Below are 26900 nucleotides of genomic sequence, written 5' to 3'. Positions count from 1 at the left end.
CTCACGCACCGACCGGCTCACGCACCACAGGGTCTCAAGGGGAGACGCACATGAAGATCTACCAGCCCATGCTCTTCGTAGGCCTGGGCGGCACCGGTGGAAGGATCGGCAGCGAACTGGAGCGGAGCCTGCGCAGAGAGCTGTGCGGCCCCGACGGCACCGACCTCGTCGACGGCGGCAAGCGGCTGCCGTTCCAGCTGCCCGAGTGCCTCCAGTTCGTCTACGCCGACTTCAGCGAGACCGACCTGCAGCAGCAGCCGCAGTTCAAGGCGAAGGGGGCCGAGAGCCAGGCCTACGCCCGTACCACCCGAGCCGTCCGCGACCTGCTCCCGGCCGAGTTCGACTCCTCTCCCGAGGTGACCCGCATGCTGCGGATCGCGCTGCACGAGGAGACCCGTTCGTGGCTTCCGCCCCAGGCCCGCCAGCCCCGGGTCGCCCCGCTCCACGACGGCGCGGGCCAGCTGCCGACCGTGGGTCGCGCCGCGCTCTTCGCGACGATGCGCCACGGCCTCGAACCGGTCCTGCGCCAGCTGCGCGAGGCCATCAGCGCCATCGGCACATCGGCGGGCGACCTCCAGCGGGTCGGTGGCGGCCGGATCCGGGGCTGCGACGTCTTCGTCGCCTTCTCGGTGGCGGGCGGCACCGGAGCCGGGATCTTCTACGACTTCCTCCACCTCATCGGCCACGAGTTCCGCAGCGCCAAGGTGCGCGGCGTGAAGATCTACCCGCTGGTCGTCATGCCCTCCGCGTTCCCGCCCGAGGCGGGCGGCGGCCGCGAGGCCGAACTGAACGCGGCCCGCTCCCTGGTGGACCTCTCACGGCTCGTCGACGACCAGAACGTGCCGGACGCGCTCGACGAGCTCGGCGACGTCGCGCAGCGGAGCCGGATCAGTGTCCACTACCCCGGCGAGGGCGCGGTCAAGCTGCGCGCCTCGACCGTGCAGACCGCGTTCCTCTTCTCCAAGCCCGCCGTCATCCGCCCCGAGGACCTGCGCCGTTCCATCACCGCCATGGTCATGTCCCTCATCGGCACCGAGGTCGGCGAGGACTCGGGATCGGGCAACCGGGGCGGTGACGACGACTACCAGTCCTTCGCCGCCAGCTTCGTCAACAAGAGCGTGGAACGCTCCACTCCGGCCCGTACCGGCATCGGCTACCGGGGCATGTCCACCAGCCTCGCCGCCTCCCTCACCGTGCCCGTCGACGACCTCGCCGAGATCGTCGCCGCGCGCCTCCTCGCCCAGGCCGTCCGGGGCATGACCGAGCGGGCCCGCCGACCCGCCTCCGAATCCCCGGAGCTGGTCAAGGAGCTCTTCAACCGGTCCGGGATCGGGCGGCTCTGGGTCCGTGAGGCCCCCGACGTACCCGCGCCGGAGGACCTTCCCAAGGGGAGCCGGGCCATCACCAGGGCGCTCTTCGACCGCCTCGGTGACATGGAGGACTCCCTCGACCGCCTCGCGGGCACCCTCGAACGCGAAGTCCCGCGTCTCGTCGAGGAGTTCAAGCCGGGCACCGGTGTACGCGAACTCCTCGACAAGATCGGGCCCTTCCAGCTGGAGGCCGTCCTGAACGGGCTGCCCGGCCATACCGACCGGGTCGCCAGGGAAGGCTTCACCGGCATGCTCGACAACCGCCGCAACGAACCCGAACGCCCCCCGCACGTCCACAACCAGCCGCCTGTGATCCCGCACATCAAGCGCGGCGCAGGCGGTCTCGTACCGGCCCGGTGGAGCGACCCCGACGTCCAGGACGCGCTCGCCGAACAGGAGGACTGGTACACCTGGCGGGCCCGCAAGCTCTGGCACGGCGGCTGGCAGGAGGGCGAGACGCAGTGGCGGGACCCGCTGCACCGGATCGTCCACGACCTCGGCGAGCTGACGAGCGCGCTGCGCGCCCACGAACAGGACGAGGGCCGCCTCTTCGCCGACCGCAGGCGCGAGCTCTACCGCGACGACCGCACGGGGATCACCTACCTCCTGCCCCCGCAGAACAGCCTGCGGGCCTTCTACGACGACGTCCTCGACCGGCTCGCGCAGAGCGAGCGGCTCCCCGAGAACGTCGACGCCGCCACCCTCCTCGGCCGGCTGGTCAGGGCCGAGGACTGGCGCTCCGCCCTGGACGCCGTCCGCCGCTCGCCGGGCGCCGCCGTCAAGGAGATCAAGCAGGTCGTCGAGCAGCGCGTCAAGCGGCTCTTCGGCGAGGCCAACGAGGACCGTTACACGCGCCCGCTGCTGCCCTCCATGGAGCTGCTCCTTCGGGCCGCGTCCGGGGACGACGCCGCCGAGTCGAAGATCGACGTCCGCTGGCTCGAACAGTTCCGCGCCGGGATCGCCGGGCTGCTCCCGGTGGGCTTCAGCCCGGACGGCGGCGGGCCCCTGAAGATCCTCATCGTGCACCCGGCGAGCGAGTCCGACACCCGCGCCGCCGACTACCTCGCGGAGGACCTGAACCTGCCGGCCGGGGGGACGCAGGAGTTCCGGGCCGTGGACACCGACTCCATCACCGTGGTCCTCTTCCGCAGCGGGATGAACCTCACCGACATCTCCGAGGTCCGCAGCGTCCTCAAACTCTGGGCGGAGGCACGGGACTCGGCCGGCGAGGACGACTTCCTCCACTGGCGGCAGCGGCTGGGCTACCAGGACGACTGGCTGGTCTCCACCGAGGAGGACCGGCAGCGGATCCTGCACCGGCTCCTCAACGCGATGTGGAACGGGAACATTCGGATCCAGGGCCCCGCGGACTCCCCGGACCTGGTCAGGATCCGGCTCCAGGAGGGCGACGGCGCGACCATGTCGCTCCGTCTGGAGGGCTTCGACGGAGCGCTCTCCAGCTGGGCGGGGCTGCTGCGCGGGTACGAGCAGTCGGCGCTGCTCGACGAGGGGCAGATCGTCGAGGTGTTCTGCGAACGGCTCATGCGCTCCCTGCCCCGAGGCCTCACCCACGTCCCGGCCGACCCGTCGCCGCTCTTCGTCCACCTGATCGAGAAGGTCGTCCCGCGCCAGGTCGTGCTGATCGACCAGCTGAGCGCGGAGTACGACGAGAGGGACGCGCAGTGGCTCGCGCCGCTGCGCCACTTCTGGACGGAGACCTTCCCCGCCGCCATGAACCGGCGCTTCTCCGGCGCCGGTCACCCCGTACGGCCCAGTCTCCAGGCCCTCTTCGACCGGTACGTCCAGACACAGGCACAGGCCCAGACGCAGGCCCAGGCGCAGGCCGAGGCCCACACACAGGCCCAGGCGGAGCCCCAGGCCGCCCGGACGCCGGTACCGCCGCCTTCGGAGCCCGTACGTCCGGTGTCGTACGTACGCGCCCAGGAACCGGAGCCCATCCCCGAGCCCATCCCCGAGCCCATCCCCCGGCCCCGCCCCCGGCCCGAGCCCGCGCCGGTGGCGGCGCCCGAGCCCGAGGACGTCCGTTACCCCTGGGACCTGGACGGTGAGGAGGAGTGAGCCCCCGCGCGACCCCGGAGCATCCGGTACCCGGCCACGCCGTGTGCCTCGACCTGAGGGCCCCGCTGCACGACCCCGACGGCGTCGTGCGCGCCGCCCTCGACGTCCCGCAGCCCGCCGGAGACCGGCGCTTCGTCGTCCTGGACGACGCCGAGACGCTCGTCGCCCACCAACTCCTGCACGAACGCCTGTCGTCGTACGGACCTGCGCGGATCATCTGCCTGGCCGTCGGCGCTCCGGGGCAGCGCACCCTGCACCGGTCCCTCACGCTGCGCCCGCGCAACGCCGGGGTGCTGTGGCTGCTCGACGACCCGGACGACGCGGCCCTGCGCCCGCTCGTGGACATCGTCTCGGGACCCGAGGTGTTCGCGGCGGTCCTCCGCGCGCTCGCGGAGGTGGTGCACGGCGTGGCCGTCCCCTCCGCCCGCGTCCTGGAGCACGACCTGACCGACGAGGCCCGCGCCCGGTCCTGGCGACAGGCGGTCGAGGGGCTCGCCGGGCCGGACGTGCCCGCCCAGGCTCCCGCCACGGACGGCGCCCCCGCCGAACTCGCCCTGCTCCTCGACGAGTCCGTCCCGCGCTCGCTCGCAGGACACGACTGGCTCCCCGCCCACGGCCGGGCCGGAGGGCTGCTGCTCACCTGCGAGGAGGCGTTGGACGACGCCGTCGAGGGCCACGCGCGCGTGCGCGGCCCTGCCGGTCTCCTCGGCACCTCCGACCGGTCGCCCGACCTGCCGGGGGAGATCGAGCGCCTTGCCGGCGCCCTGCACCGGCTGCGTACCGCCGTCGCCGACGCGTTCGCCGTCGCGGGCGGGTCCAGACTCACCGCCGAGCACCGCGGGCACCTGCGCGACCGGGGCGTCGAACTGCCCGAGATGCCACGGGAGATCTCCCGCGCCGGGATCGTCCCCGCCCTGCGCGACCACACCTACGAGCTGATCGGCCGGGGGCTCCCGCTGCGGTCCGTGGCCGCCCGGCTCTCGGCGCTGTCGGCGCGCACGGCGCCTGCGGGCAGCGCCGCGCGGCTCGCCCGCCTCGACGAGATCTGCCCGCCCGAGAACCTGCACCGGATGGCCGCGCAGCAGCCGTTCACGGCCGGCGGTCCGCGCTCCGTCGCCCTCGTGGTGAGCGGAGTCCTCGCCTTACTCGCCGGGCTCGGGCCCGGCGTCGGCTGGGTCCTCGGCCCCGCCACAGGCGTCCTCGCCGCCGGCCTGGCCCACCTGATGCTGCGCCGCAGGCCCAACCGCTCACCGGACGGGCGGCTCGACGGCGGCGGCAGCACCGGCGCCGCGCCCCGGCTCCTCGGCGGCCTCGTCGGCGGGGTGGTGGGGGCGGCCGTCGGCCAGCTCCTCGGCCTCCCGCTCTGGGCGGGCGCCGTGACCGCCGTGGTCGCCCTCGCCGCCGTCGTCGGGCTCGCCCTGCGGGACTGGACGCGGGCCGTGGACGACTGGTGGGCACGGGCCGACCCGGAGCACGCGGGCCCCATGCTGAAGGAGATCCACGACCTCGTGATCACGACGGCCGTGCACGACTGGCTCTTCGCCGACGTGCGCCACCACTCCTCCGAGGGCGCCGGGGCCGTCGCCCGACTGCTGCGCCGCCTGGCCGCGACGGCGGACGCGTACGACGGGAACGGGCACGGGTACGCGACCGCCGGGACGACGGCGACCGTCGGTGCGCCCCGGACCTTGGACGGCGCCGGACACGCCTACGACTCAGGGCCGGAGCGAACCGACACGTCGACCGGCGGGGACGCGGCCTGGAGCTGGGGCGACTGGGCGGACAGCGCCGGTGACGACCTCTGGTCCGACGCGCCGGACGACGACGACCCCGTTCCGGAACCCCGTAAACCCGCCGACCCCGGCCCCACCTCCGCCGGTCCCGCCACCACCCGGCGCGCCTCGGCCGAGCCCGTCGCGCCGCCCGCCTGGCTGGAACGGCGGCACGGCGACGGCGGTCCCGCCCTCGTCGACACCCTCGTCGCCGACCTCGTCGAGGGCACCGTCCGCATCCTCGACGGCTGCTGGGCCGGGATCGAACGCGATCCGGCGAACGCCGGCCGGCTGCCCCTGGACGAGCGGCTCACCGAGCTGCTCGACGAGACCCGCGTCCGCCTCGAACGGGACGTCGCGGCCTCCCCGCCGCCCGGTGCAGGGGACCGGCGCGACCGACCCGACGCGGCCCGGCTCACCGGTGTCGCGCCCGACGCCGTGGCCCGGCTGATCGCCGCGGAGGACGACCCCGACCGTACGGTGCCGATGTGCGCCCCCGAGCATCTGCGCCTGCTCTCGCACGACCCGGGAGCGGCCCGCCAGGTCCGCTTCGTCCCCGAGACGATGCGCAGGGGAGCGACGGGCGACGACATCTGGCGGGGGACGGCGGAGGACGTGGAGTGGACCCGTGGGGGACGCCACGCCGGCATCCTGCGGCTCGTACCGCTGCGCCCGGACGTGGTACGCATCGTCAGGGCAGAGGAGGCGGGAACGCCATGACCGAACCCGACGACGGCCGACGATCCGGTGCGCAGGAGGAGTTGGCGTTCTCCACGCACGACGGGGAGACGATCCGCTTCGCCGTGAGGTACGGCGCGGACCGCCGGGCGCCGGGCCGCCCGGGCGTGCTCGTCCGCGAGGTCACGCTGAGCGCCGGATGGCCGGTCCTCCAGTACCGGCTGCCCCTCTCCGCGCAGGCGGACCCGCACGCGTACGGCGCGCTGGAACGGGAGGTGTCCGCCGCCGTCGCGCTCGAACGGCGGTACGGCACCGAGAAGTTCGGCGAGGTCTTCACCCGGGTGGTCGGCTTCGACCTGGAGTGCGCGGAGCCCTTCGTGCTCTACCGGCTGCCCGCGGGGGCGCCGCTCTCGGAGTGCGCCGACCGCCTCGGCGGCGACGAACAGCAGCGCGTCATCGCCCAACTCGCCCTATCCATAAGGCTGTTGAACGAGGTCGACCTGGTGCACCGGACGATCGCCCCCGACACCGTGCGCTGGGACGGCACCCATGTGCGGCTCTGCGAGCCGTACGCGGCGCTGCGCGACGGCGAGGCCCGCGAGGCCTTCGGGGCGGCGCCGTGGGCCTCGCCCGAGCAGCGCGCCGGGCGCGGCACGGCCGACACCCGCGACGACCTGTGGTCCGTCGGCAGGATCGGCTACTACCTCCTTTCCGGCCACCCCGACCGGGGCGAGGGCCCGCCCGATGACCTCGGCGACTACCGCCGCCTCGCGGCCCTCGAACACAGCGGACTCTTCGCCGCGAACGCGGCCGAACGACCTTCTCCCGTCGAGCTGTTGCGACTGCTGCACGTCTCGGACCCGCTCGCCACGGCCGTCGGCGCGGCCGATCCGCTCAGCAGGGGCCGCGCCGAGTTCGACGCCCACCTCGCGCGCAAACGCGAGGCGGCGGCGTCGGCGCGGCGAGCCGGCCGGGCGGGGGAGGGGACGGAGGGGGAGCCGGTACGGGACGGGCCGCGCAACCCGTACGACCTGGTGCCGCCCCGACCCTCCCTGCGCGCCCGGCTGTTCGGCGGCGACGGTCCCGACCGGAACCCGCCGCGCCCCGCACCGGCCCCGCCGCCCGCCCCCGCCCCGCCCCCCGCCCCCGCTCCCGTGCCCGCCGCCGCCCCGACGGCGCGACGCGGGCGGATGTGTCCGCACTGCCTGCTCTCCGTCGAGTACGACGAGAGTCTCCTGGTCACCATCGACGCCAAGGGCAACCGGCTACCGCTCGACCTCACCTCCGAACACCGGCCTGCGCACCGGCGGGCGATGCTGCGCAAGGCGTACCACCTGTGCCCGCACGCGGGGCCCGGGGACGAGGCGCACGAACTGCCCGTCCCTTACCTGACCAACGGGGAGCCGCTGTCCATCGCCTTCGTCGGCAGCTCGTCCGTCGGCAAGACCCATCTGCTCGCGGCGATGCTCGGCGAGGTCGAGCTCGGTGGCCTGGAGCGGTACGGGCTGAAGAGCCTGCCGCTCAACCCGGACACGCACCGCGCGTTCCTGCGCGAGCGTGTGCAGAGCCTGCAGCAGGGACGGCGACTGGCCAGTACCGGCCAGCAGACCTTCGCCCGGTTCGCCGACGGCCTGCTGGTCTCCGCCCGGGGCACGACACCCCGGCCCGTCGTCTTCTTCGACCTGGCCGGCGAGGACCTCGCCCAGGACGGAGCGGTGACGGACTTCCTGTCGGGCGTCGACGCGTTCGTCTTCGTCCTCGATCCGCTGCGGGCGCTGCGCATGGCGTCGCTCGACCCGGTCCGCGAGCAGGACGGACTGCCCCGTCGGGACCTCGGGGACGAGGCGTTCACCACGGTCCTCAACCGGATGGAGCGGCCGGAGAACGGGCTGATCGGCGCCCCGGCGGCGATCGCCGTCAACAAGTCCGACCTGGTCCGCTTCGAACCGGCCGTCGACCGCTGGCTGGGCCGCGCGCTGCCCCCGAGGATCGACCGGGAGGCGCTGCGGGCCGAGAGCCGGGACGCGTACGCCTTCCTGGCCCACTACGCCAGCCGCGCCTGGCTCAAGCCCTTCGACGACTGCGCCCGCTGCACGCTGCACTTCGTCGCGGCGACGGGCGGGCAGGCGAAGGGGGACCGGTTCCCGCACGGGGCCCGGTCGCGCCGGGTCCTCGCACCGCTGCTGTCCATCTTCGCCATGTGCGGGCTGCTTCCCGGGGCGGAACCGATCGAGGAGGGAGCCCGATGACCCGGTCGAGATACGAGGCGGACCAGATCGTCTTCCGCTGGGACAGCGAGAACGACGTCGGCACCACGGGGTTCGGGCCGGTGGCCTGGTCGGGGCCGAGGGACGAGGTGGAGACGCTCTTCCAGATCTACGGCGCGCTGCTGCGGGCGACCGGGGAGGAGACCCGGCCCGCGCTGCTCCGGGTGGAGCAGCGCGCGGGCGTCGTCCTGATCCGCCGCATGCCGTGGCAGGACCCGAGCGGGCGGACGTCGGTGGTCTGTCACGCGCTCGTCGGCTCGCCGGAGCTGCTCGACCCGGCGTTCTGCCTCGGGCTTCATGGGTGGGACTGGGAGGGCGCGGAGCTGCCGTCGGGCCATGTGCGGGGCTCGCTCCCTGTGGTGCCGAGGGAGGCGCTGGTGGCCTCGGCCGTCGCCGGGCAGCGGGCCCTCGACCTGGCGTTGCCCGGGGCGGAGCGCGAACTCACGGGCGCGGTCGCGGAGTTGCTACGGCACCCGCAGGCGCGGTTCACGCTCCTGGACGAGCGGGGCGACATCGCGTACGCGGTGCTGCGGGGGCTGCACGCGATGTTCGGTGACGTACCGCGCCCGCGCCGGTGGACCTTCGCGAGCCACGACACGGCCGAACTGAACAAGCTGCGTTACGTGTTCGTCGGCCAGTGGGCGGGGGCGGCCAGCCGGAACACGGACCGGCGCCGGGTGGACCCGCGCGAGCGGATCGGTGACCGCGCGGAGGAGCTCGCGGCGCGGCTGGTCCGCCACCACCTCGGCGGCCCGGAGGGCGCGGTCGTGACGGCCCTCCGCGAGGCCCCGGGGGCGCTCGACCTCTCGCTCCTGGAGACCGCCGAACGGGCGGTGTCCCGCCTCGACGGCGCCCGCGCCCGCCGCTCGTACGCCGACGACGTCAAACCCCCGGAGCCGGCGCGCACCCCGTCCTGGGCCCCGGACGACGGCTCCTTCCCTTCGTACGGCCCCGCTCCGTCGCCCCCCGCACCCCCACCGCCCCCGGAAGGCTCTGGTGGGGCGGACCCCCTGTACCGACAGGCGTCGGGCGGGGAGTCCCTCGGTTCGTACGACGAGCCGTCGGCTTCGTACGGGCAGACACCGAGCGGGCCGCCTTCCGTCGCGTACGCCGACCCTCCGGCCCCGCCGCCCCGACCTCCGGAGACCCCCGGCGTCCAGGCCCGGCCACGGGAGGAACCGGCGTGGGAGCCCCCGGCGCCCTTCCGGCCGGCCCCTGCCCCGGACCTGACTACGGCTCCGCCCCCGGCGCAGGCCCCTGGAAGCGTGCCCGTCGTGCCGGTCGTGGCTGCCGTGTGGCGCGGGCCCGAGGGGGCCAAGGGCTGGTGGCGCAGGGGCCGGTCGCGGCGCGGGAGGCCCGTCGAGACCGGTCTCCTACGGTGGCTCGCCGACGACTCGGAGGACGCCGAGGCGCGCGTCCGGGCCGCCGGTGACCGGGAGCTGCTCACCGCGCTCCGGGGGCACCGCCCGTACCGGACCACCACCCTCCTCGTACGCGAGATCTCCCGCAGGCTGGCCACCTGGTCGCCCCTCCTGCGGCGCGAGTTCCGCGACCTCGTCATCGCCCACGAGTTCTTCGTGACCGCACCGCGCTCGGCCCTCCTCGGGGAACCCGACGAGGCCGAGCGCGCCGCCAACGCCGCCGCCCTGTACCGCTGGGCCGTGCGCCCGCTCCTCGACCAGGGCGACGCCCCGGCGACCGGCGTGCTCGTCGCGCTGCTGACCCGGCTCAGGGCGAGCCCGGTCCCCGCCGCCCGGGCCGCCTTTCAGCAGATCGTGGACGACGAACGGCCCGGCCTCCCGGAGGCCGTCTGGCGGGCGCTCATCCAGGAGCCGGCACCGATCCAGGAGGCAACGCCGATCCAGGAACCGGCCCCCGTCCAAGAGCCCGCCCCCGTCCAGGAACCGGCCCCCATCCAGAAGCCGGCCCCCATCCAGGAATCCGCACCCACCCAGGAACCCGTACCGCCGGCCCCGACCTTCCAGGCGGCCCCGCAGACCTGGCCCCCAACCGTCCAAGCCCCGCCACCCGCACCCGCACCCGCACCGCCACCGCCGCCCCCACCCCCGGCACCCGCGCCCCCGTCACCGCCGCCCCCACCCCCGGCGCCCGCGCCCCCGTCACCGGCACCGCCGCTCCCGCGCCCCGCCGGGGACGGGCGGCTGGTCTTCCTGGCGCTCCTCGCCGTGATAGTCACCCTCATCTCGGTCATCGTCTCGATGGTCGTGACGTGAGAACCACGCGTGAGCCGTCCCGCTCCGTCAGGATGGGCGCATGGGATTCCATGTCGACTCCGAGACCGGGCGGCTGCGCCGCGTCATACTGCACCGGCCCGATCTGGAGCTGAAGCGGCTGACACCCTCCAACAAGGACGCTCTCCTCTTCGACGACGTGCTCTGGGTGCGGCGCGCCCGTCAGGAGCACGACGGGTTCGCCGACGTCCTGCGCGACCGGGACGTCGAGGTCCATCTCTTCGGGGATCTCCTCGCCGAGTCCCTCGAACTGCCCGCCGCCCGCAAACTCGTCCTCGACCGGGTCTTCGACGAGAAGGAGTACGGTCCCCTCGCCGCCGACCACCTCCGCGCGGCCTTCGACTCCCTGGACGCCACCGCGCTCGTCGAGGCGCTCGTCGGCGGGATGACGAAACGGGAGTTCCTGGCCGCGCACCGCGAGCCCACCTCGGTCCGGTTCCACGCGATGGATCTGGACGACTTCATCCTCGGCCCGCTCCCGAACCACATCTTCACCCGGGACACCTCCGCCTGGATCTACGACGGGGTCTCCATCAACGCGATGCGCTGGCCCGCCCGCCGGCGCGAGACCGTCCACTTCGAGGCCATCTACAAGCACCACCCGCTCTTCACCGGCCCCGAGGCGGGCAACTTCCACCTCTGGTCCGAGGGCCAGGCCGACTACCCGTCCACGATCGAGGGCGGCGACGTCCTCGTCATCGGCAACGGAGCCGTCCTGATCGGGATGAGCGAGCGGACCACGCCGCAGGCGGTGGAGATGCTGGCCCGGGGGATGTTCGCGGCCGGCTCGGCCCGGACGATCATCGCCCTCGACATGCCGAAGCGACGCGCGTTCATGCACCTGGACACGGTGATGACGATGGTCGACCACGACACCTTCACCCAGTACGCGGGGCTCGGCATGCTCCGCTCGTACACGATCGAACCGGGCGACGAGGGCCAGTCCCTGCGCGTCACCGACCACCCGCCCGAGCACATGCACAGCGCGATCGCCGCCGCGCTCGGCCTCCAGGACATCCGGGTCCTCACCGCGACGCAGGACGTCCACGCGGCGGAGCGCGAGCAGTGGGACGACGGCTGCAACGTCCTCGCCGTCGAGCCCGGCGTGGTCGTGGCGTACGAGCGGAACGCGACGACCAACACCCATCTGCGCAAGCAGGGCATCGAGGTGATCGAGATCCCGGGCAGCGAGCTGGGCCGGGGAAGGGGCGGCCCGCGCTGTATGAGCTGCCCGGTGGAGCGCGACGCCGTGTGACGGCTCCCGGGTCGGGGACGGCGCGGACAGCGGGGACGGCGGCGCGGGCCGGGGCGCCCGCGAAGTCGCGTGTGCGGGGTCACTGTATATCCATGCTGATTGACGTATAGACTTCCAGTCGTAGGCATGTTCGTCCGCCGTCCGCCGCTGTTCGTCGTCCCCGACCGTATCCAGGAGCGCCCCATGGCCACCGACCTCATCGGCCGCCACTTCCTCAAGGAGCTGGACTTCACCGCCGAGGAGTTCCGCGGTCTGATCACCCTGGCCGCCGAGCTGAAGGCGGCCAAGAAGGCGGGCGCAGAGGTGCAGCGGCTGCGGGGCCGGAACATCGCCCTGATCTTCGAGAAGACCTCGACCCGGACCCGCTGCGCGTTCGAGGTCGCCGCCGCCGATCAGGGTGCCTCGACCACGTACCTGGACCCGTCGGGCTCGCAGATCGGCCACAAGGAGTCCGTCAAGGACACCGCCCGCGTCCTCGGCCGGATGTTCGACGCCATCGAGTACCGCGGCGACAACCACGAGAAGGTCGAGGCGTTCGCCGCCCACGCGGGCGTCCCCGTCTTCAACGGCCTCACCGACGACTGGCACCCCACCCAGATGCTCGCCGACGTCCTCACCATGACCGAGCACACGGACAAGCCGCTCGACGAGGTCGCCTTCGCCTACCTCGGTGACGCCCGCCTCAACATGGGCAACTCCTACCTGGTGACCGGCGCCCTGCTCGGCATGGACGTGCGGATCGTGGCCCCCGAGGCGTACTGGCCGGGCGAGGCGGTCGTCGCCTCGGCGCGTGCGCTCGCGGAGGCAAGCGGTGCGACGATCACCCTCACCGAGGACGTCGCCGAGGGGGTCAGGGGCGCCGACTTCGTCGCCACCGACGTCTGGGTCTCCATGGGGGAGCCCAAGGAGGTCTGGGACCAGCGGATCGCCGACCTCGTGCCGTACGCCGTGACCATGGACGTGCTGCGCGCCACCGGCAACCCGGACGTGAAGTTCCTGCACTGCCTGCCGGCCTTCCACGACCTCGGCACGGCCGTCGGCCGTGACATCCACGCCCGGCACGGCCTGACCGAGCTGGAGGTCTCCGACGAGGTCTTCGAGTCGGAGCACTCCGTGGTCTTCGACGAGGCCGAGAACCGGATGCACACGATCAAGGCGGTCCTCGTCGCCACCATGGCCGGTGACCTCGGATAGCGATCGGACGGCGGTCGGCGATCGGGCGGCGGTCGAAGGGCGATCGGAATAGCGATACGCCCGATTGGGTGTATATGCGATCCCATGGTTACCATCGGGTCGATTGGTGGGGTTCGAGCTCGCACGCTCGGACCCCATTCGCGCGTCCGTACCCGGTGCGCCCTGCTCGACCAGAGATGAGAACCCCCGCATGTCCCCGTCCGCGCCGCGGATCAAATCCCCCCAGCAGCTGATCGCCGAGTCCGGCGCGGACCTCGAAGGCCACGGCCTCAAGCGCACCATGGGCCTCTTCCAGCTCGTGTGCTTCGGCATCGGCGCCATCGTCGGCACCGGGATCTTCGTCGGCCTCTCCGACAGCGTCGCCGAGGCGGGCCCCGCCGTCGTCCTCTCCTTCGTGCTCGCCGCGATCACCTGCGTCTTCACCGCCTTCTCCTTCGCCGAGCTGGGCGGCGCGATCCCGGTCTCCGGCTCCTCCTACTCCTTCGCGTACGCGAGCCTCGGCGAGCGGGTCGCCTTCCTCGTCGGCTGGTGCCTCCTCCTGGAGTACGGCGTCTCGGTCTCCGCGGTCGCGGTCGGCTGGAGCCAGTACCTGAACGAGCTCCTGGACGGCCTCGTCGGTCTCCGCCTGCCGGAGGCCCTCTCCGCCGGTCCCGGCGACGGCGGTGTCGTGAACGTGCCCGCCGTGGTCGTCATCGCGCTGGCCGCCGTGCTGCTGGTGCGCGGGGTCAGGGAGAGCGCGCGGGCGACGGCCGCGATGGCCGTCCTCAAGATCGGGATCCTGATCCTCTTCTGCGCGATCGGCTTCACGGCCTTCCGGGACGGCAACCTCGCGCCGTTCGCCACGCACGGCGCGGCCGGCATCACCGCGGGCGCCTCCGTGGCCTTCTTCTCGTACATCGGCTTCGACGCCATCACCACCGCGGGCGAAGAGGTCAAGAACCCCCGTCGCAACATCCCGATCGCGATCCTCGTCTGCATCGGCGTCGTCACGCTGCTCTACTGCGCCGTGGCGCTCTCCGCGATCGGCGCGCTCGGCGCCGACGCCGTCGCCGACAAGCCGGCCGCGCTCTCGCTCGTCGTCGACCAGGTCACCGGGTCCTCGGTGGGCGGCGGGATCATCGCCTTCGGCGCGGTCGTCGCGATCGCGTCCGTCGTCCTCGCGGTGATGTACGGACAGACCCGCATCCTGATGTCGATGTCCCGGGACGGTCTCGTCCCCCGGGTCTTCGAGCGGGTCTCGCCGAAGAGCGCGACCCCCGTCGCCAACACGTGGATCGTGGCGGCCGTCTTCGCGGTCCCGGCCGCGTTCGCCTCGCTCGACGTGGTGGTCGGCCTGACGACCATCGGCACCCTCGCCGTCATGGCCGTCGTCAACATCGCGGTGATCGCGCTGCGCCGCCGCGATCCGGAGCTGCCGCGCTCCTTCCGGGTGCCGCTCTACCCGCTCAGCCCGGTGCTCGGGGTCGGCTTCTGTCTCTATCTGATCTGGGGCACGGGCTGGGAGACCTGGGTCCAGTTCGTGGTCTTCCTGGCCGTCGGCGCGCTCGTCTACGCGTTCTACGGGCGCCGCAACTCGCGGCTCGCCCGCACGGCCCCGGACCTCAGTGCTCCGGCCGTCGGCGCTGCGCCGGCACCGCGGGAAGGGTGAACCAGACCGCCTTGCCGTGCGCGGTGGGGCGGTGGCCGCAGTCGCTGGAGAGCGCGCGGATGAGGAGCAGTCCGCGACCGTGTTCCTGCCAGGGGTCGGGCTCCTCGCCCGGCTCCGGGCCGATCGGCTCGCCGGGACGGGCCGGGCGCCGGTCGTGCACCTCGACCTGACAGCCGCCCGGCAGCAGCTCGACGACCAGCTCGATGGGGTCCTCGTCGTCCGTGTGCTCCACGGCGTTGGCGACGAGCTCGGCGGTCAGCAGCTCGGCGGTGTCGCTGTCGGCGGGGGCGTCGAGCTCCGTGAGCGCGGTGCGGACCAGCGCGCGGGCGATCGGCACGGCGGCGGTCGTGTGCGGAAGCTCGATGCGCCATGAGCTGGGCTCGATGGCTTCGACCATGGCTGGGTCCGTTCGCCGAGGGCAGTGGCTAGGGCCTGTCCGGCGGATCAGGGCCGGACAGGCCCTAGGCGGTGCGTGGGGAGGACGTGTCCCGAGACGTCCTGCTTTCAACCTTACGAAGCGCAAAAGCGAAGTCCATGGGCACCCCCTCCTTCGCGGCGGGGACCGGTGGCCCCAAGGCGGCGGGACCTTCGGGCCGGAGCCGTATCGCGTACTCGTGACGACAGTCACATCACGGTGATACGCTCCGGGGAGGAGGAAGGGAGGGCGACCCCATGAGCCCCTTTACCGGCTCCGCACCCCGTACCGAGCGCTGGCGGCACCTGCGCGTCACCGTCGACGACGGCGTCGCCACCGTCACCCTCGACCGCCCCGCGAAACTCAACGCGCTCACCTTCGGCGCCTACGCCGACCTGCGCGACCTGCTCGCCGAGCTCTCCCGCGAGCGCGCCGTCCGCGCGCTCGTCATCGGCGGTGAGGGGCGCGGCTTCTGCTCCGGCGGCGACGTGGACGAGATCATCGGCGCCACGCTCGCCATGGACACCGCCCAGCTGCTCGACTTCAACCGGATGACCGGGCAGGTCGTCCGCGCGATCCGCGAGTGCCCCTTCCCCGTGATCGCCGCCGTCCACGGCGTCGCGGCGGGCGCGGGAGCCGTCCTGGCCCTCGCCGCCGACTTCCGGATCGCCGACCCGACCGCCCGCTTCGCCTTCCTCTTCACCCGGGTCGGGCTCTCCGGCGGCGACATGGGCGCGGCCTACCTCCTGCCCCGGGTCGTCGGCCTCGGCCACGCGACCCGGCTCCTCATGCTCGGCGACCCGGTCCGCGCCGCGGAGGCGGAACGCATCGGCCTGCTCAGCGAGGTCACGGAGGAGGGCGGCGCCCACGCCCGCGCCGCCGAGCTCGCCCGCCGCCTCGCCGACGGACCCGCCCTCGCCCACGCCCAGACCAAGGCCCTGCTCACCGCCGAACTGGACATGCCGCTCGCGGCCTCCGTCGAGCTCGACGCCGCCACCCAGGCGCTCCTCATGAACGGCGAGGACTACGCCGAGTTCCACGCCGCCTTCACCGAGAAACGCCCCCCGAAGTGGCGGGGGCGCTGACGATGCCCCCGACCGGGGCCCGGCCGGCCCCCGCCGCCGCCCCGCTCCGGATCGCCGTCGTCGGCGGCGGCCCCGGCGGGCTCTACGCCGCCGCGCTGCTCAAGCGGCTCGACCCCGCCCGCGAGGTCACCGTCTGGGAACGCAACGCCCCCGACGACACCTTCGGCTTCGGTGTCGTCCTCTCCGACGAGACCCTCGGCGGCATCGAGCACGCCGACCCCGCCGTCCACCGAGCCCTCCAGAACGAGTTCGTCCGATGGGACGACATCCACATCGCCCACCGCGGGCAGCTCCTCACCTCCACAGGTCACGGCTTCGCCGCCCTCGGCCGCCGCCGGCTCCTGGAGATCCTGCACGCCCGCTGCGCCGAACTCGGCGTACGGCTCCGCTTCCGCACCGAGGCCCCGCCCGCCGCCGAACTCGCCGCAGACCACGACCTCGTCATCGCCGCCGACGGCGTCCACAGCGCGACCCGCGAGGCCCACGCGGACGTCTTCCGCCCCCGGATCACCACCCACCGCTGCCGCTACATCTGGCTCGCCACCGACTTCGCCCTCGACGCCTTCCGCTTCGAGATCGCCGAGACCCCACACGGCGTGATGCAGCTCCACGGCTACCCCTTCTCCGCGGACGCCTCCACCGTCATCGTCGAGATGCGCGAGGAGGTCTGGCAGGCCGCCGGGTTCGACGAGATGGACGAGGACGCGTCCACCGCCCACTGCGCCAAGCTCTTCGCCGACGTCCTCGGCGGCCGGCCCCTGCGCTCCAACCGCTCCTCCTGGACCGCTTTCCGTACGGTCGTCAACGAGCGCTGGTCCCACGGCTCCGTCGTCCTGCTCGGCGACGCCGCCCACACCGCGCACTTCTCCATCGGATCCGGCACCAAACTCGCCGTCGAGGACGCCCTCGCGCTCGCCGCCTGCGTCGAGGAACAGCCCACGATCCCCGAGGCGTTGGCCGCGTACGAGACCGAACGCAGGCCCGTCGTCGAGTCCACCCAGCGCGCGGCGGCGGCCAGCCTGCGCTGGTTCGAGGAGATCGAAGGCCATCTCGACCAACCGCCCCGGCAGTTCGCCTTCAACCTCCTCACCCGCAGCCGCCGCGTCACCCACGACAACCTGCGGCTGCGCGACCCCCGCTTCACCGACGCCGTGGAACGCGACTTCGGCTGCCCGCCCGGCACCCCGCCGATGTTCACCCCCTTCCGGCTGCGCGGACTCACCCTGCGCAACCGCGTCGTGGTCTCCCCGATGGACATGTACGTCGCCGAGGACGGCCTCCCCGGCGACTTCCACCTCGTCCACCTCGGGGCGCGGGCCCTCGGCGGCGCCGGCCTCGTCATGACCGAGATGGTCTGCGTGAGCCCCGAGGGCCGCATCACCCCCGCCTGCACCGGCCTCTGGACCGACGAGCAGGCCCGGGCCTGGAGCCGGGTCACCGCCTTCGTCCACGCGAGCGCCCCCGGCACCGCGATCGGCGTCCAGCTCGGCCACTCCGGCCGCAAGGGCTCCACCCGCCGCATGTGGGAGGGGATCGACCAGCCGCTCCCCGCGGGCAACTGGCCGCTCACGGCCGCCTCACCGCTGCCGTACCGCCCCGGCGTCAACCAGGTCCCGCGCGCCCTGGACCGGGCGGGCATGGTCGCCGTACGCGAGGAGTTCACCGCCGCCGCCCGGCGCGCCGCCGCCTGCGACTTCGACCTGCTCGAACTGCACTGCGGCCACGGCTACCTGCTCTCCGGCTTCCTCTCCCCGCTGACCAACCGGCGCGACGACGCCTACGGCGGCCCGCTGGAGAACCGGCTCCGCTTCCCCCTCGAAGTCTTCGACGCCGTTCGGGAGGTGTGGCCCGAGGACCGGCCGATGACCGTACGCCTCTCCGCCACCGACTGGGCGGACGGGGGAACGACGCCCGAGGACTCCGTCGAGATCGCCCGCGCCTTCGCCGCCCACGGCGCCGACGCCCTCGACGTCTCGACCGGCCAGGTCGTCCCCGACGAACGCCCCGAGTACGGCCGCTCCTACCAGACTCCGTACGCCGACCGGATCCGGAGCGCGCTCGGCGTCCCGGTCATCACGGTCGGGGCGATCTCCTCCTGGGACGACGTCAACTCCCTCCTCCTGGCCGGCCGCGCCGACCTCTGCGCCCTGGCCCGCCCCCACCTCTACGACCCGCACTGGACCCTGCACGCGGCGGCCGAACAGAACTACCAGGGCCCGGCCGCCCCCTGGCCCGCCCCGTACCGCGCGGGCAGCCGCACACCGCCGACGGGCCGCACGGACGCACCGAAGCCGAGGCTCAGCCTGACGTGACGTGCGCGAACTCCGCGCCCCGGTCCCGCAGCCGCTCGTGCAGCTCCGCGAAGACCGCCGCCGAGCGGGCGCCCGGCCAGTCCTGCGGCAGCAGCTCGGCCGGCAGGACCGGGTCCGCGTACGGAAGCCGGCGCCATGAGTCCAGGGCGAACAGATAGTCGCGGTACGCGTCCTCCGCCGAGCCCGGCGCGGCCGTCCAGGCCCGCAGCACCGGCTCGTGGGCGGCGAGGAACTCCTCGTGGAGCTTGGCGATCGACGGCAGGTCCCACCAGCGGGCCACCGCCTCCGCCGTCGGCGCGTACCCCAGGTGCTCGCCCCGGAACAGGTCCACGTACGAGGAGAGCTCGAGGCGCTCCAGGGTGTGGCGGGTCTCCTCGTACAGCCGGGCGGGCGCGATCCAGACCCCCGGCGCCGCCGAGCCGAAGCCGAGACGGGCGAGCCGCGAGCGCAACAGGTGGCGCTTGTGGCGCTCGGCCTCGGGGACGGTGAAGACCGCGAGGACCCAGCCCTCGGAGAGCGCCGGCTCCGTACGGGCGTAGATCCGGCGGTCGCCGTCGTCCAGGAGCTGGCGGGCGTCCTCCGACAGGATGTACCCGGCGGCCCCGTCGGCCGTCCGCCGGGGCAGCAGCAGGGCGCGCCGCTTCAGCCGGGACACCGACGAGCGCACCGACGGGGCGTCCACGCCGAGCACCGCGAGGAGGCGGATGAGCTCGGCCACCGGCAAGGGCTCCTCGCCCGGCGCGAGGCCACGGCCGTACGCGCCGTACAGCGAGACGATCAGGGAACGGGGGGTGTGCTGCTCGGCCACGTGATCACTCTAGGCGGTGTCCTCGGAGCCCGCGCGCAGCCTGAAGCGCTGGAGCTTGCCCGTCGCCGTGCGGGGCAGGGCGTCCAGGAAGACGATCTTCCGGGGACTCTTGTACGGCACCAGACGGGCCCGTACGAAGGCCCGCAGCGCCCCCGCCGACTCCGCGTCGCGCGGCACCCCGTCCCGTACCACCACGTACGCCACCACTATCTGGCCGCGCAGGGCGTCCTCGTGCCCGACCACCGCCGCCTCGACCACGTCCGGGTGGGCGAGGAGCGCCTCCTCCACCTGGGGGCCCGCGATGTTGAAGCCCGCGGAGATGATCATGTCGTCGGCGCGGGCGACATAGCGGAAGTAGCCGTCCGGCTCGCGGACGTACGTGTCGCCCGTGACGTTCCAGCCCCCGTGGACGTACTCGCTCTGGCGCGGGTCGGCCAGATAGCGGCAGCCGACCGGGCCGCGCACCGCGAGCAGCCCCTCCTCGCCGTCCGGGAGCTCGGCGCCCGACCGGTCGACCACCCGCGCCTGCCAGCCGGGGACCGGCCGCCCGGTCGTGCCCGGGCGGATGTCGCCGTCCGCAGCCGAGATGAAGATGTGGAGGAGTTCCGTCGCGCCGATGCCGTTGATGAGCTTCAGACCGGTGCGCTCGTGCCACGCGTCCCAGGTGGCGGCCGGCAGGTTCTCGCCCGCCGACACGCACCGGCGCAGCGAGCCGAGCGTGGCGGCCACCTCGTCGGCGCGGCCGCCGTGCCGGTCGATCTCCTCCAGCATCACCCGGTACGCCGTCGGCGCGGTGAAGAGGACCGACACCCGGTGCTCGGTGATCGCCTCCAACAGCTGCTTGGGGCCCGCCTGTTCGAGCAGCAGCGCACTGGCCCCCGCGCGCAGCGGGAAGAGGACGAGCCCGCCGAGCCCGAAGGTGAAGCCCAGGGGAGGGGAGCCGGCGAAGACATCGTCCGGTTCGGGGCGCAGCACGTGCGCGGAGAAGGTGTCGGCGACGGCGAGCACGTCCCGGTGGAAGTGCATGCACCCCTTGGGCCGGCCTGTGGTCCCCGAGGTGAAGGCGATCAGGGCCACGTCGTCGGCGGCGGTCTCCACCGCCTCGTAGCTGTCGGGCGCGGCGGCGGCCAGGGCGAGCAGGTCGTCCGGGGCGTCCCCGCCGAAGGCCGTGATCCGCAGCCCCGGCACCTCGGCCTTGACCAGGTCGTCCACCGTCCGGACGTCGCAGAGCGCGTGCTCGCAGCGGGCCATCTCGCACATGACGGCCAGTTCCTGGGCGCGCTGCTGGGCCAGGACGGTGACGGCGACGGCGCCCGCCTTCATCACGGCGAGCCAGCAGGCGGCCAGCCAGGGGGTGGTGGGGCCGCGCAGGAGCACCCGGTTGCCGGGCAGGACGCCGAGATCGGAGGTGAGGACGTGGGCGATCCGGTTCACCCGCTCGCTCAGCTCTCCGTAGCTCCAGATGTTTCCGTCGCCGTCCCGGAAGGCCGGGCGCTCGGCGCCGAATCGTTCCACCGTGCGGTCGAGCAGCTCGGTGCCGCAGTTGAGCCGCTCCGGGTAGTCGAGCCCCGGCAGATCGAAGAGCAGCCGGGGCCACTGGTCGGCGGGCGGCAGGTGGTCGCGCGCGAAGGTGTCGTGGTGGGCCGAGGGGGTCAGCTCCATGAGTTCGTCCCCTTGTCGTGGTGGGGTCGCCCAACGAGCGTATCGTGATGGTGACGACAGTCAACGGTCCGCGATAGAAGTGATGTCGGAGAGCGAGACACAGGGAGACAAGGGTCCGAATGTCCGTATTCTCACTCGATCCACAGCAGACCACCCGTTGCGCGGAGCTTCGCGCCCTCGCGGCCGAACGGCTGCGGCCGATCGCCGAGAAGGGCGAACCGGGCCGCGTCAACCGCCCCCTCGTCGCCGCCCTCGGCGAGCACGGCCTACTGGCAGGCCTCTTCGACGCGGGCGCCCTCGACCTCTGCCTGCTCCGCGAGTCCCTCGCCCACGCCTGTACGGAGGCCGAGACCGCCCTCGCCCTCCAGGGCCTCGGCGGCCACCCGGTCGCCGCCTTCGGCACCCCCGAGCAGCAAGCCCGCTGGCTCCCCGAGATCGTCGCGGGACGCGCCGTCGCGGCCTTCGCGCTCAGCGAGCCCGACGCCGGCTCCGACGCCGCCGCGCTCGCCCTGGAGGCCCGTCCTGACGGCGCGGGCGGCTGGCGCCTCCACGGCGAGAAGCGCTGGATCTCCAACGCCCCGGAATCCGACTTCGCCACCGTCTTCGCCCGGACCACCCCCGGCGCGGGCGCCCGCGGCGTCACCGCCTTCCTCGTCCCCGCCGACCGGCCGGGCCTCTCCGGCAGCCCCCTCGACATGCTCGCCCCGCACGCCATCGGCACCCTCGTCTTCGACGGCGTCCCGGTCGGCCCCGCGGACCTCCTGGGCGAGCCCGACCGGGGGTTCCGGGTCGCCATGACCACGCTCAACCGCTTCCGCCCGAGCGTCGGCGCCTTCGCGGTCGGCATGGCCCAGGCCGCCCTCGACGCCACCCTCGCCCACACCGCCACCCGCACCGCCTTCGGCGGCGTGCTCGGCGACCTCCAGGCCGTCGCCCACCAGGTCGCCGAGATGGCCACCCGTACCGAGGCCGCCCGCCTCCTCGTCTACGCCGCGGCGGCCGCCTACGACGCCGGGGCGGACGACGTGCCGCGCCGCGCGGCCATGGCCAAGCTGCTCGCCACCGAGACCGCGCAGTACGTCGTCGACGCAGCCGTCCAGCTGCACGGGGCGCGCGCCCTGCAACGGGGGCATCTCCTGGAGCACCTCTACCGGGAGGTGCGTGCCCCGCGCATCTACGAAGGCGCCACCGAGGTCCAGCGCACGATCATCGCCAAGGAGCTGTACAAGGCCGGGGCCCTCTCCGAAGCCCCTTCAGAGCGCCGCGTCCCACGCGCGGACCGGCCCCAGGAGCCCGCGCCGTCCAAGGAGGTCACGGCATGAGCCTGCACCGGCACAACCCCGCCGAACTCTCCCCGCCCACCGGCTTCTCCCACGCCGTCACCGCCACCGGCTCCCGACTCGTCCTGCTCGCCGGGCAGACCAGCCTCGACCGCGACGGCAAGGTCGTCGGGGAGGCCCTGCCCGAGCAGTTCGAGACCGCCCTGACCAACCTCCTCACCGCGCTCCGTCACGCCGGCGGCTCACCGGCCGACCTCGCCCGCGTCACGGTCTACGCCACCGACATCGCCGACTACCGGCGCCACGCCGCCGAACTGGGCAGGATCTGGCGGCGGTTGGCCGGGCGGGACTACCCGGCGATGGCCGTCATCGGTGTCGTACGACTCTGGGACGAGCAGGCGCTGGTGGAGGTGGACGGCCTCGCCGTCCTGGAGTGACCGCCCGCCCTCTTGATCAACTGGAGAGTCGCAGGACCCGGGCTTAATGTCGAAAGGTGGACTGACCGGCCCACCCTCCCTCAGTGAGCGAGGGCGCGATGCGCCATGAGTACACCGAACCCGACGCCCAACCCGGCACAGACCGCGACGCCCAAGAAGAGCGGCGACGGCAAGGGCATCGCCCTCTTCGTCATCGCCTCGTGTCAGCTGATGGTCGTTCTCGACATCACGATCGTCAACATCGCGCTGCCACACATCCAGGACTCGCTGAACTTCTCGACCACGAGCCTGTCCTGGGTGGTCAACGCCTACACGCTGACCTTCGGCGGACTGCTGCTGCTCGGCGGACGTGCCGGTGACATCCTCGGCCGCCGCCGCGTCTTCATCTTCGGCATCCTGCTCTTCGGCTTCGCCTCACTGCTCTGCGGACTGGCCCAGAACGACTGGCAACTGCTCGCCGCCCGTGCCCTGCAGGGCGTCGGCGGAGCGATATCCTCCCCGACCTCGCTCTCCCTGATCACCACGAACTTCACCGAAGGCCCGGAACGCAACCGGGCCTTCGGTGTGTTCGCGGCCGTCTCGGCGGGCGGCGGAGCGATCGGCCTCGTCGCCGGCGGACTGCTCGTCGAATGGCTCGACTGGCGCTGGATCTTCTTCGTCAACGTGCCGATCGCGCTGCTCATCGCCTTCCTCACGCCCCGCCACATCAAGGAGTCCGAGCGGCACCCCGGCCACTTCGACTTCACCGGGGCGCTCACCTCCACCCTCGGCATGGTGGCGCTGGTCTACGGCTTCATCCGCGCCGCCCAGGAGGGCTGGCAGGACCCGTGGACGCTGGCCTCGTTCGGCGCGGCGGTCGTCCTGCTCCTGCTGTTCATCCTGGTGGAGCGGCGCTCCCGGCAGCCGATCACCCCGCTGCACATGTTCGCCGACCGCAACCGGGCGGGAACGTACGGCATCATGCTCTGCCTCGCGGCGGCCATCTTCGGGATGTTCTTCTTCCTGACGCTCTGGGTGCAGGACGTCCTGCACTTCAGCCCGCTGAAGACCGGCCTCGCGTTCCTGCCGGTGAGCGCGATCATCGCCGTCGGCGCCGGGCTCACCTCACAACTGCTGCCCCGCTACGGGCCGAAACCCTTCATGGTGGCGGGCTCGCTCCTGTCGGCGGTCGGTCTGTCCTGGCTGACCCTGACCGACGTCCACTCCACCTACCTGGGCAGCGTCCTCGGCCCGATCCTCGTCTTCGGCTTCGGCATGGGCCTGATCTTCGTCTCACTGACCATCATGGCGCTCTCCAACGTCGAGCAGCAGGAGTCGGGCGCGGCGTCCGGGCTGCTCAACGCCACCCAGCAGGTGGGTGGCTCGCTCGGCCTGTCGATCCTGGTGACGGTCTTCGGCACGGCCAGCCGCAACGAGGCGAAGGACCAGATCCCCGCCTTCCTCGCCCAGGCGACTCCGCTGGAGAAGGCCCAGTTCGCCAGAACGGGCGAACTGCCCCCACCCTGGTCCGACGAGATCCTCACCGCCGGTGTCTCGCAGGGATTCATCACGGCCGCGATCTTCTCCGTCGTGGCGTTCGTCATCGCCCTCTTCGTGATCCAGGTCCGCGCCTCGGACATCGAACGCCTCAAGGGCGGCATGCCACCCCCAGGGGCCGGCTGACCGGGCCGGCCGATCCGGACCGGCCGATCCGGACCGGGGGATCACGCCACGTACGATCGAGGGTGTTGTCGTACTCACTCTGCGAACACCCTCGAGGGAGACTCCCCATGGCCCAGATCGCGTTCAAGGGCAACCCCGTGCAGGTCAACGGCGTGCTGCCCGCCCCCGGCAGCGTCGCTCCGGCGTTCTCGCTCGTCGCCAAGGAGCTGACGGACAGTTCGCTGGAGCAGTTCAGCGGTCAGCGCAAGGTGCTGAACATCTTCCCGAGCATCGACACGGGCGTCTGCGCCGCCTCGGTGCGCGCGTTCAACGAGAAGGCCGCCGACCTGGACAACACGGTCGTGCTCTGCATCTCCGCGGACCTGCCCTTCGCGCAGTCCCGCTTCTGCGGTGCCGAGGGCCTGGAGAACGTCAAGACGCTCTCCACCCTCCGCGACCGCGAGTTCCACACCAACTACGGCGTCGACATCGCCGACGGCCCGCTGGCGGGTCTGACCGCCCGCGCCGTCGTCGTCCTCGACGAGAACAACGAGGTGCTCCACTCGGAGCTCGTCGCCGAGATCGCCACCGAGCCCGACTACGAGGCCGCCATCGCCGCCCTGAAGTAGCCGGGATCCGTACGGGCGGGCGCCCACGCGGCGCCCGCCCGTACCACCTGACCTGCCCACGACCGCCGGGTGAACTCTGGTGGAAGCTTGGCCCCAGGACGATTCGACGGGCTCCCGCGCCGGGGATAGTGATCCGGTCAGACGGTGTTCGCGTACGTGGGGGTTCGATGACGAGATGGGATGCGGTCCGGGTCCGGCAGGGTCTCGTCGACAGCTGTTGCTCCGCCGAGCAGGCCGGTGACCAGGCCCTGCGGCGCGGCAGACCGCGCGAGGCGAGACGGCACTACGAGCGGATGCTGGCGGAGGCCATCCGGCTGGCCGAGCAGTTCCCCGACCTCTCCACCCGACGGGACCTGACCCTCGCGTTCAACAAGTACGGCGCCTTCTGGGTGGGCGCCCACCGCCTCGACCAGGCCGCGGAGGCGTACGCGGAGGGCCTGGCCGTCGCCACCCGGCTGCGCGAGGAGAACCCCGACGACATCCGGCTGCTGCGGGACCTCAGGTTCGGCGAGTTCACCCTCGGCGAGATCGCCCGGCAGACCGGTGGGCCCGCGGGCCGGCGCACCGCGCACGACCACTGCACGACGGCCCTCGCACTCGCCGAGCACCTGGTCGGGACCGACCCGCACCACACCGGCGACCGCCGCGAGCTCGGCGTCGTCCAGGAACGCCTCGGCCTGCTCGCGACGGAACGCCAGGAACTCGACGAGGCCGCCGAGTGGTACGCCCGCGCCCTGTCCGTACGCCGTGAGCTGGCGGCCGAACTCCCCGGCGACCCCCGGGCCCGCCGCGACCTCGGCGTCCAGTACGAACGCCTCGGCGACCTGGCCCTGCGCCGCCGAGACCTGGAGGCCGCCCGCGCCCACTACGACGAGTCGCTCTCCCTGCGCCGCTCGCTCCTCGGCGACGACCCCCGCGACCTGTCGACCCAGCGCGACCTGAGCGTCGTCTGCGAACGCCTCGGCGACGTGGCCCTCCTCACCGACGGGCCGGAGCAGGCCCGCCAGTGGTACGACGACAGCTTCGCCATCCTGGACGCCGCCTTCGGCCCCAAGCACCCCGACACCCGCACCCTGCGCAAGAAGCTCCGCGGCCACCCGGTGACGCCGAACTGAGGCGCGCGCGGTCACCCGGTCGCCCGCGTCAGGACGGGAGCCAGGCCCGCCAGGTGGCCTCGTTCTCCTTCACCCAGCGACCCGCCGCCTCCTGCGGAGACAGCTTCTGCTCGGCGATCATCAGGGCGACGTCGTTCTGCATCTCGGTCGTCCACCGGAACTTCTTCAGGAAGGCCGCGGCGTCACCCCCGCCGTCCGCGAAGCGGGCGTTGAGGAACTTCTGCAGAGGCGTGTGCGGGTACGCGCAGGCCACCTTCTCCGGCTCCGCGTCGCAGCCCTCCGTGTAGGCGGGCAGCTTCACCTCCGTCATCGGGACCTTCTCGAACAGCCACTGGGGCTTGTACCAGTAGCTCAGGAAGGGCTTCTTCTCCTTGGCGAACTGCTCGATCTGCGTGATCTGCGCCGCCTCCGAGCCCGCGAACACGACCTGGTAGTCGAGGTCGAGGTTCTTCACGAGCGCCTTGTCGTTCGTCACGTAGGAGGGCGAACCGTCCAGCAACTGGCCCTTGCCGCCGCTCTCCGCGGTACGGAACTCCTCGGCGTACTTGTTCAGGTTCTTCCAGTCGGTGACGTCCGGGTGCTTCTCCGCGAAGTACGTCGGTACGAACCAGCCGATGTGGCCGGTCACCCCGAGATCGCCGCCCCGCGCGATCGTCCCCTTGTCCTCGACGTACCGCTTCTCCTGCTCCGGGTGGCCCCAGTCCTCCAGGATGGCGTCCACCCGGCCCTGGCTGAGCGCGTCCCAGGCCGGCACCTCGTCGATCTGGACGGTGTCCACCCGGTAGCCGAGCTCGTGCTCGAGCAGGTACTGGGCGACGGCGACGTTGGCCTGCGCGCCCACCCACGACTGCACCGACAGGGTCACCGTGCGGGACCCCTTCGCGTCGGCGTACGGGGAGGCCTGGCGGGTCATGTCGGCGGCGCCGCAGCCGGTGAGAGCGGTCAGGGCGAGGGCGGCCGCGAGTGCGGAGCCGCCGAGTGCGAAGCGTGTGCGAGCCATC

Annotated in this window: 18 protein-coding genes; 14 read left to right on the top strand and 4 right to left on the bottom strand. The window is 73.0% G+C overall.

Annotation, left to right across the window (positions count from 1 at the left end):
* The first annotated feature begins 50 nt into the window (after positions 1–50).
* From ACGFYP_RS14855 to ACGFYP_RS14825, 7 genes are all read left to right on the top strand, one after another.
* Positions 51–3449, top strand: coding sequence for a tubulin-like doman-containing protein (locus tag ACGFYP_RS14855; RefSeq protein ID WP_393492206.1), 3399 nt, complete (start codon positions 51–53; stop codon positions 3447–3449).
* A complete protein-coding gene (locus ACGFYP_RS14850; RefSeq protein WP_393492203.1) occupies positions 3446–5941 on the top strand; it encodes a hypothetical protein in 2496 nt (831 codons plus the stop codon). Before ACGFYP_RS14855 ends, ACGFYP_RS14850 begins: the two co-directional genes overlap by 4 nt.
* Complete coding sequence (locus tag ACGFYP_RS14845; protein ID WP_393492200.1) at positions 5938–8148, top strand: hypothetical protein; 2211 nt, start codon at positions 5938–5940, stop codon at positions 8146–8148. Before ACGFYP_RS14850 ends, ACGFYP_RS14845 begins: the two co-directional genes overlap by 4 nt.
* Positions 8145–10400, top strand: a complete 2256-nt coding sequence (locus tag ACGFYP_RS14840; RefSeq protein ID WP_393492196.1) for a hypothetical protein — start codon at positions 8145–8147, stop codon at positions 10398–10400. The genes ACGFYP_RS14845 and ACGFYP_RS14840 overlap by 4 nt, the downstream gene beginning before the upstream one ends.
* Before the next feature lie 40 nt (positions 10401–10440).
* Positions 10441–11673 carry an arginine deiminase gene (locus tag ACGFYP_RS14835; protein ID WP_393492193.1) on the top strand — a complete coding sequence of 411 codons (1233 nt, stop codon included), beginning with the start codon at positions 10441–10443 and terminating at the stop codon, positions 11671–11673.
* Positions 11674–11856: 183 nt separating this feature from the next.
* A complete protein-coding gene (argF, locus tag ACGFYP_RS14830) occupies positions 11857–12867 on the top strand; it encodes an ornithine carbamoyltransferase (RefSeq protein ID WP_361964471.1) in 1011 nt (336 codons plus the stop codon).
* Between the two features lie 190 nt (positions 12868–13057).
* Complete coding sequence (locus tag ACGFYP_RS14825) at positions 13058–14515, top strand: amino acid permease (protein WP_393492190.1); 1458 nt, start codon at positions 13058–13060, stop codon at positions 14513–14515.
* On the opposite strand, the gene ACGFYP_RS14820 is transcribed toward ACGFYP_RS14825, so the two are convergent.
* The gene (locus ACGFYP_RS14820) at positions 14469–14912 is read right to left on the bottom strand and encodes an ATP-binding protein (RefSeq protein ID WP_393492187.1); all 444 of its coding nucleotides are present in this window, start codon (positions 14910–14912) and stop codon (positions 14469–14471) included. The two genes, ACGFYP_RS14825 and ACGFYP_RS14820, sit on opposite strands and share 47 nt — an antisense overlap.
* A gap of 275 nt (positions 14913–15187) precedes the next feature.
* Between ACGFYP_RS14820 and ACGFYP_RS14815 the strand changes: the two genes are divergently transcribed.
* Both ACGFYP_RS14815 and ACGFYP_RS14810 read left to right on the top strand, forming a co-directional pair.
* Complete coding sequence (locus ACGFYP_RS14815; protein ID WP_393492184.1) at positions 15188–16015, top strand: enoyl-CoA hydratase family protein; 828 nt, start codon at positions 15188–15190, stop codon at positions 16013–16015.
* A gap of 2 nt (positions 16016–16017) precedes the next feature.
* A complete protein-coding gene (locus ACGFYP_RS14810; protein ID WP_393492177.1) occupies positions 16018–18327 on the top strand; it encodes a bifunctional salicylyl-CoA 5-hydroxylase/oxidoreductase in 2310 nt (769 codons plus the stop codon).
* Here ACGFYP_RS14810 and ACGFYP_RS14805 read toward each other — a convergent pair.
* Together ACGFYP_RS14805 and ACGFYP_RS14800 are read right to left on the bottom strand one after the other, a co-directional pair.
* Complete coding sequence (locus ACGFYP_RS14805) at positions 18314–19135, bottom strand: PaaX family transcriptional regulator C-terminal domain-containing protein (RefSeq protein WP_393492170.1); 822 nt, start codon at positions 19133–19135, stop codon at positions 18314–18316. The genes ACGFYP_RS14810 and ACGFYP_RS14805 overlap by 14 nt on opposite strands.
* Before the next feature lie 9 nt (positions 19136–19144).
* On the bottom strand, positions 19145–20797 hold the full coding sequence (locus ACGFYP_RS14800; protein ID WP_393492167.1) for an AMP-binding protein: 1653 nt from the start codon (positions 20795–20797) through the stop codon (positions 19145–19147).
* Positions 20798–20916: 119 nt separating this feature from the next.
* Here ACGFYP_RS14800 and ACGFYP_RS14795 point away from each other — a divergent pair, with 119 nt between their 5' ends.
* The 5 genes from ACGFYP_RS14795 to ACGFYP_RS14775 all read left to right on the top strand — a co-directional run bounded on the left by ACGFYP_RS14795 (position 20917) and on the right by ACGFYP_RS14775 (position 25899).
* On the top strand, positions 20917–22119 hold the full coding sequence (locus ACGFYP_RS14795) for an acyl-CoA dehydrogenase family protein (RefSeq protein ID WP_393492163.1): 1203 nt from the start codon (positions 20917–20919) through the stop codon (positions 22117–22119).
* Positions 22116–22514 (top strand): RidA family protein, encoded by a 399-nt coding sequence (locus tag ACGFYP_RS14790; RefSeq protein ID WP_393492157.1) that lies wholly within the window; start codon positions 22116–22118, stop codon positions 22512–22514. The genes ACGFYP_RS14795 and ACGFYP_RS14790 overlap by 4 nt, the downstream gene beginning before the upstream one ends.
* A 105-nt stretch (positions 22515–22619) precedes the next feature.
* The gene (locus ACGFYP_RS14785) at positions 22620–24176 is read left to right on the top strand and encodes an MFS transporter (protein WP_393492152.1); all 1557 of its coding nucleotides are present in this window, start codon (positions 22620–22622) and stop codon (positions 24174–24176) included.
* A 107-nt stretch (positions 24177–24283) separates the two neighbouring features.
* The gene (gene tpx, locus ACGFYP_RS14780; protein ID WP_393492147.1) at positions 24284–24784 is read left to right on the top strand and encodes a thiol peroxidase; all 501 of its coding nucleotides are present in this window, start codon (positions 24284–24286) and stop codon (positions 24782–24784) included.
* Positions 24785–24951: 167 nt separating this feature from the next.
* Positions 24952–25899 carry a tetratricopeptide repeat protein gene (locus ACGFYP_RS14775; protein WP_393492142.1) on the top strand — a complete coding sequence of 316 codons (948 nt, stop codon included), beginning with the start codon at positions 24952–24954 and terminating at the stop codon, positions 25897–25899.
* A gap of 28 nt (positions 25900–25927) precedes the next feature.
* Here ACGFYP_RS14775 and ACGFYP_RS14770 read toward each other — a convergent pair whose 3' ends face one another.
* Positions 25928–26899 carry an ABC transporter substrate-binding protein gene (locus ACGFYP_RS14770; RefSeq protein ID WP_393492137.1) on the bottom strand — a complete coding sequence of 324 codons (972 nt, stop codon included), beginning with the start codon at positions 26897–26899 and terminating at the stop codon, positions 25928–25930.
* Position 26900 lies beyond the last annotated feature (1 nt).

Source organism: Streptomyces sp. NPDC048370 (assembly GCF_043200825.1).
Lineage (GTDB): Bacteria > Actinomycetota > Actinomycetes > Streptomycetales > Streptomycetaceae > Streptomyces.
This window is presented reverse-complemented; position numbering and strand designations above follow the sequence as displayed.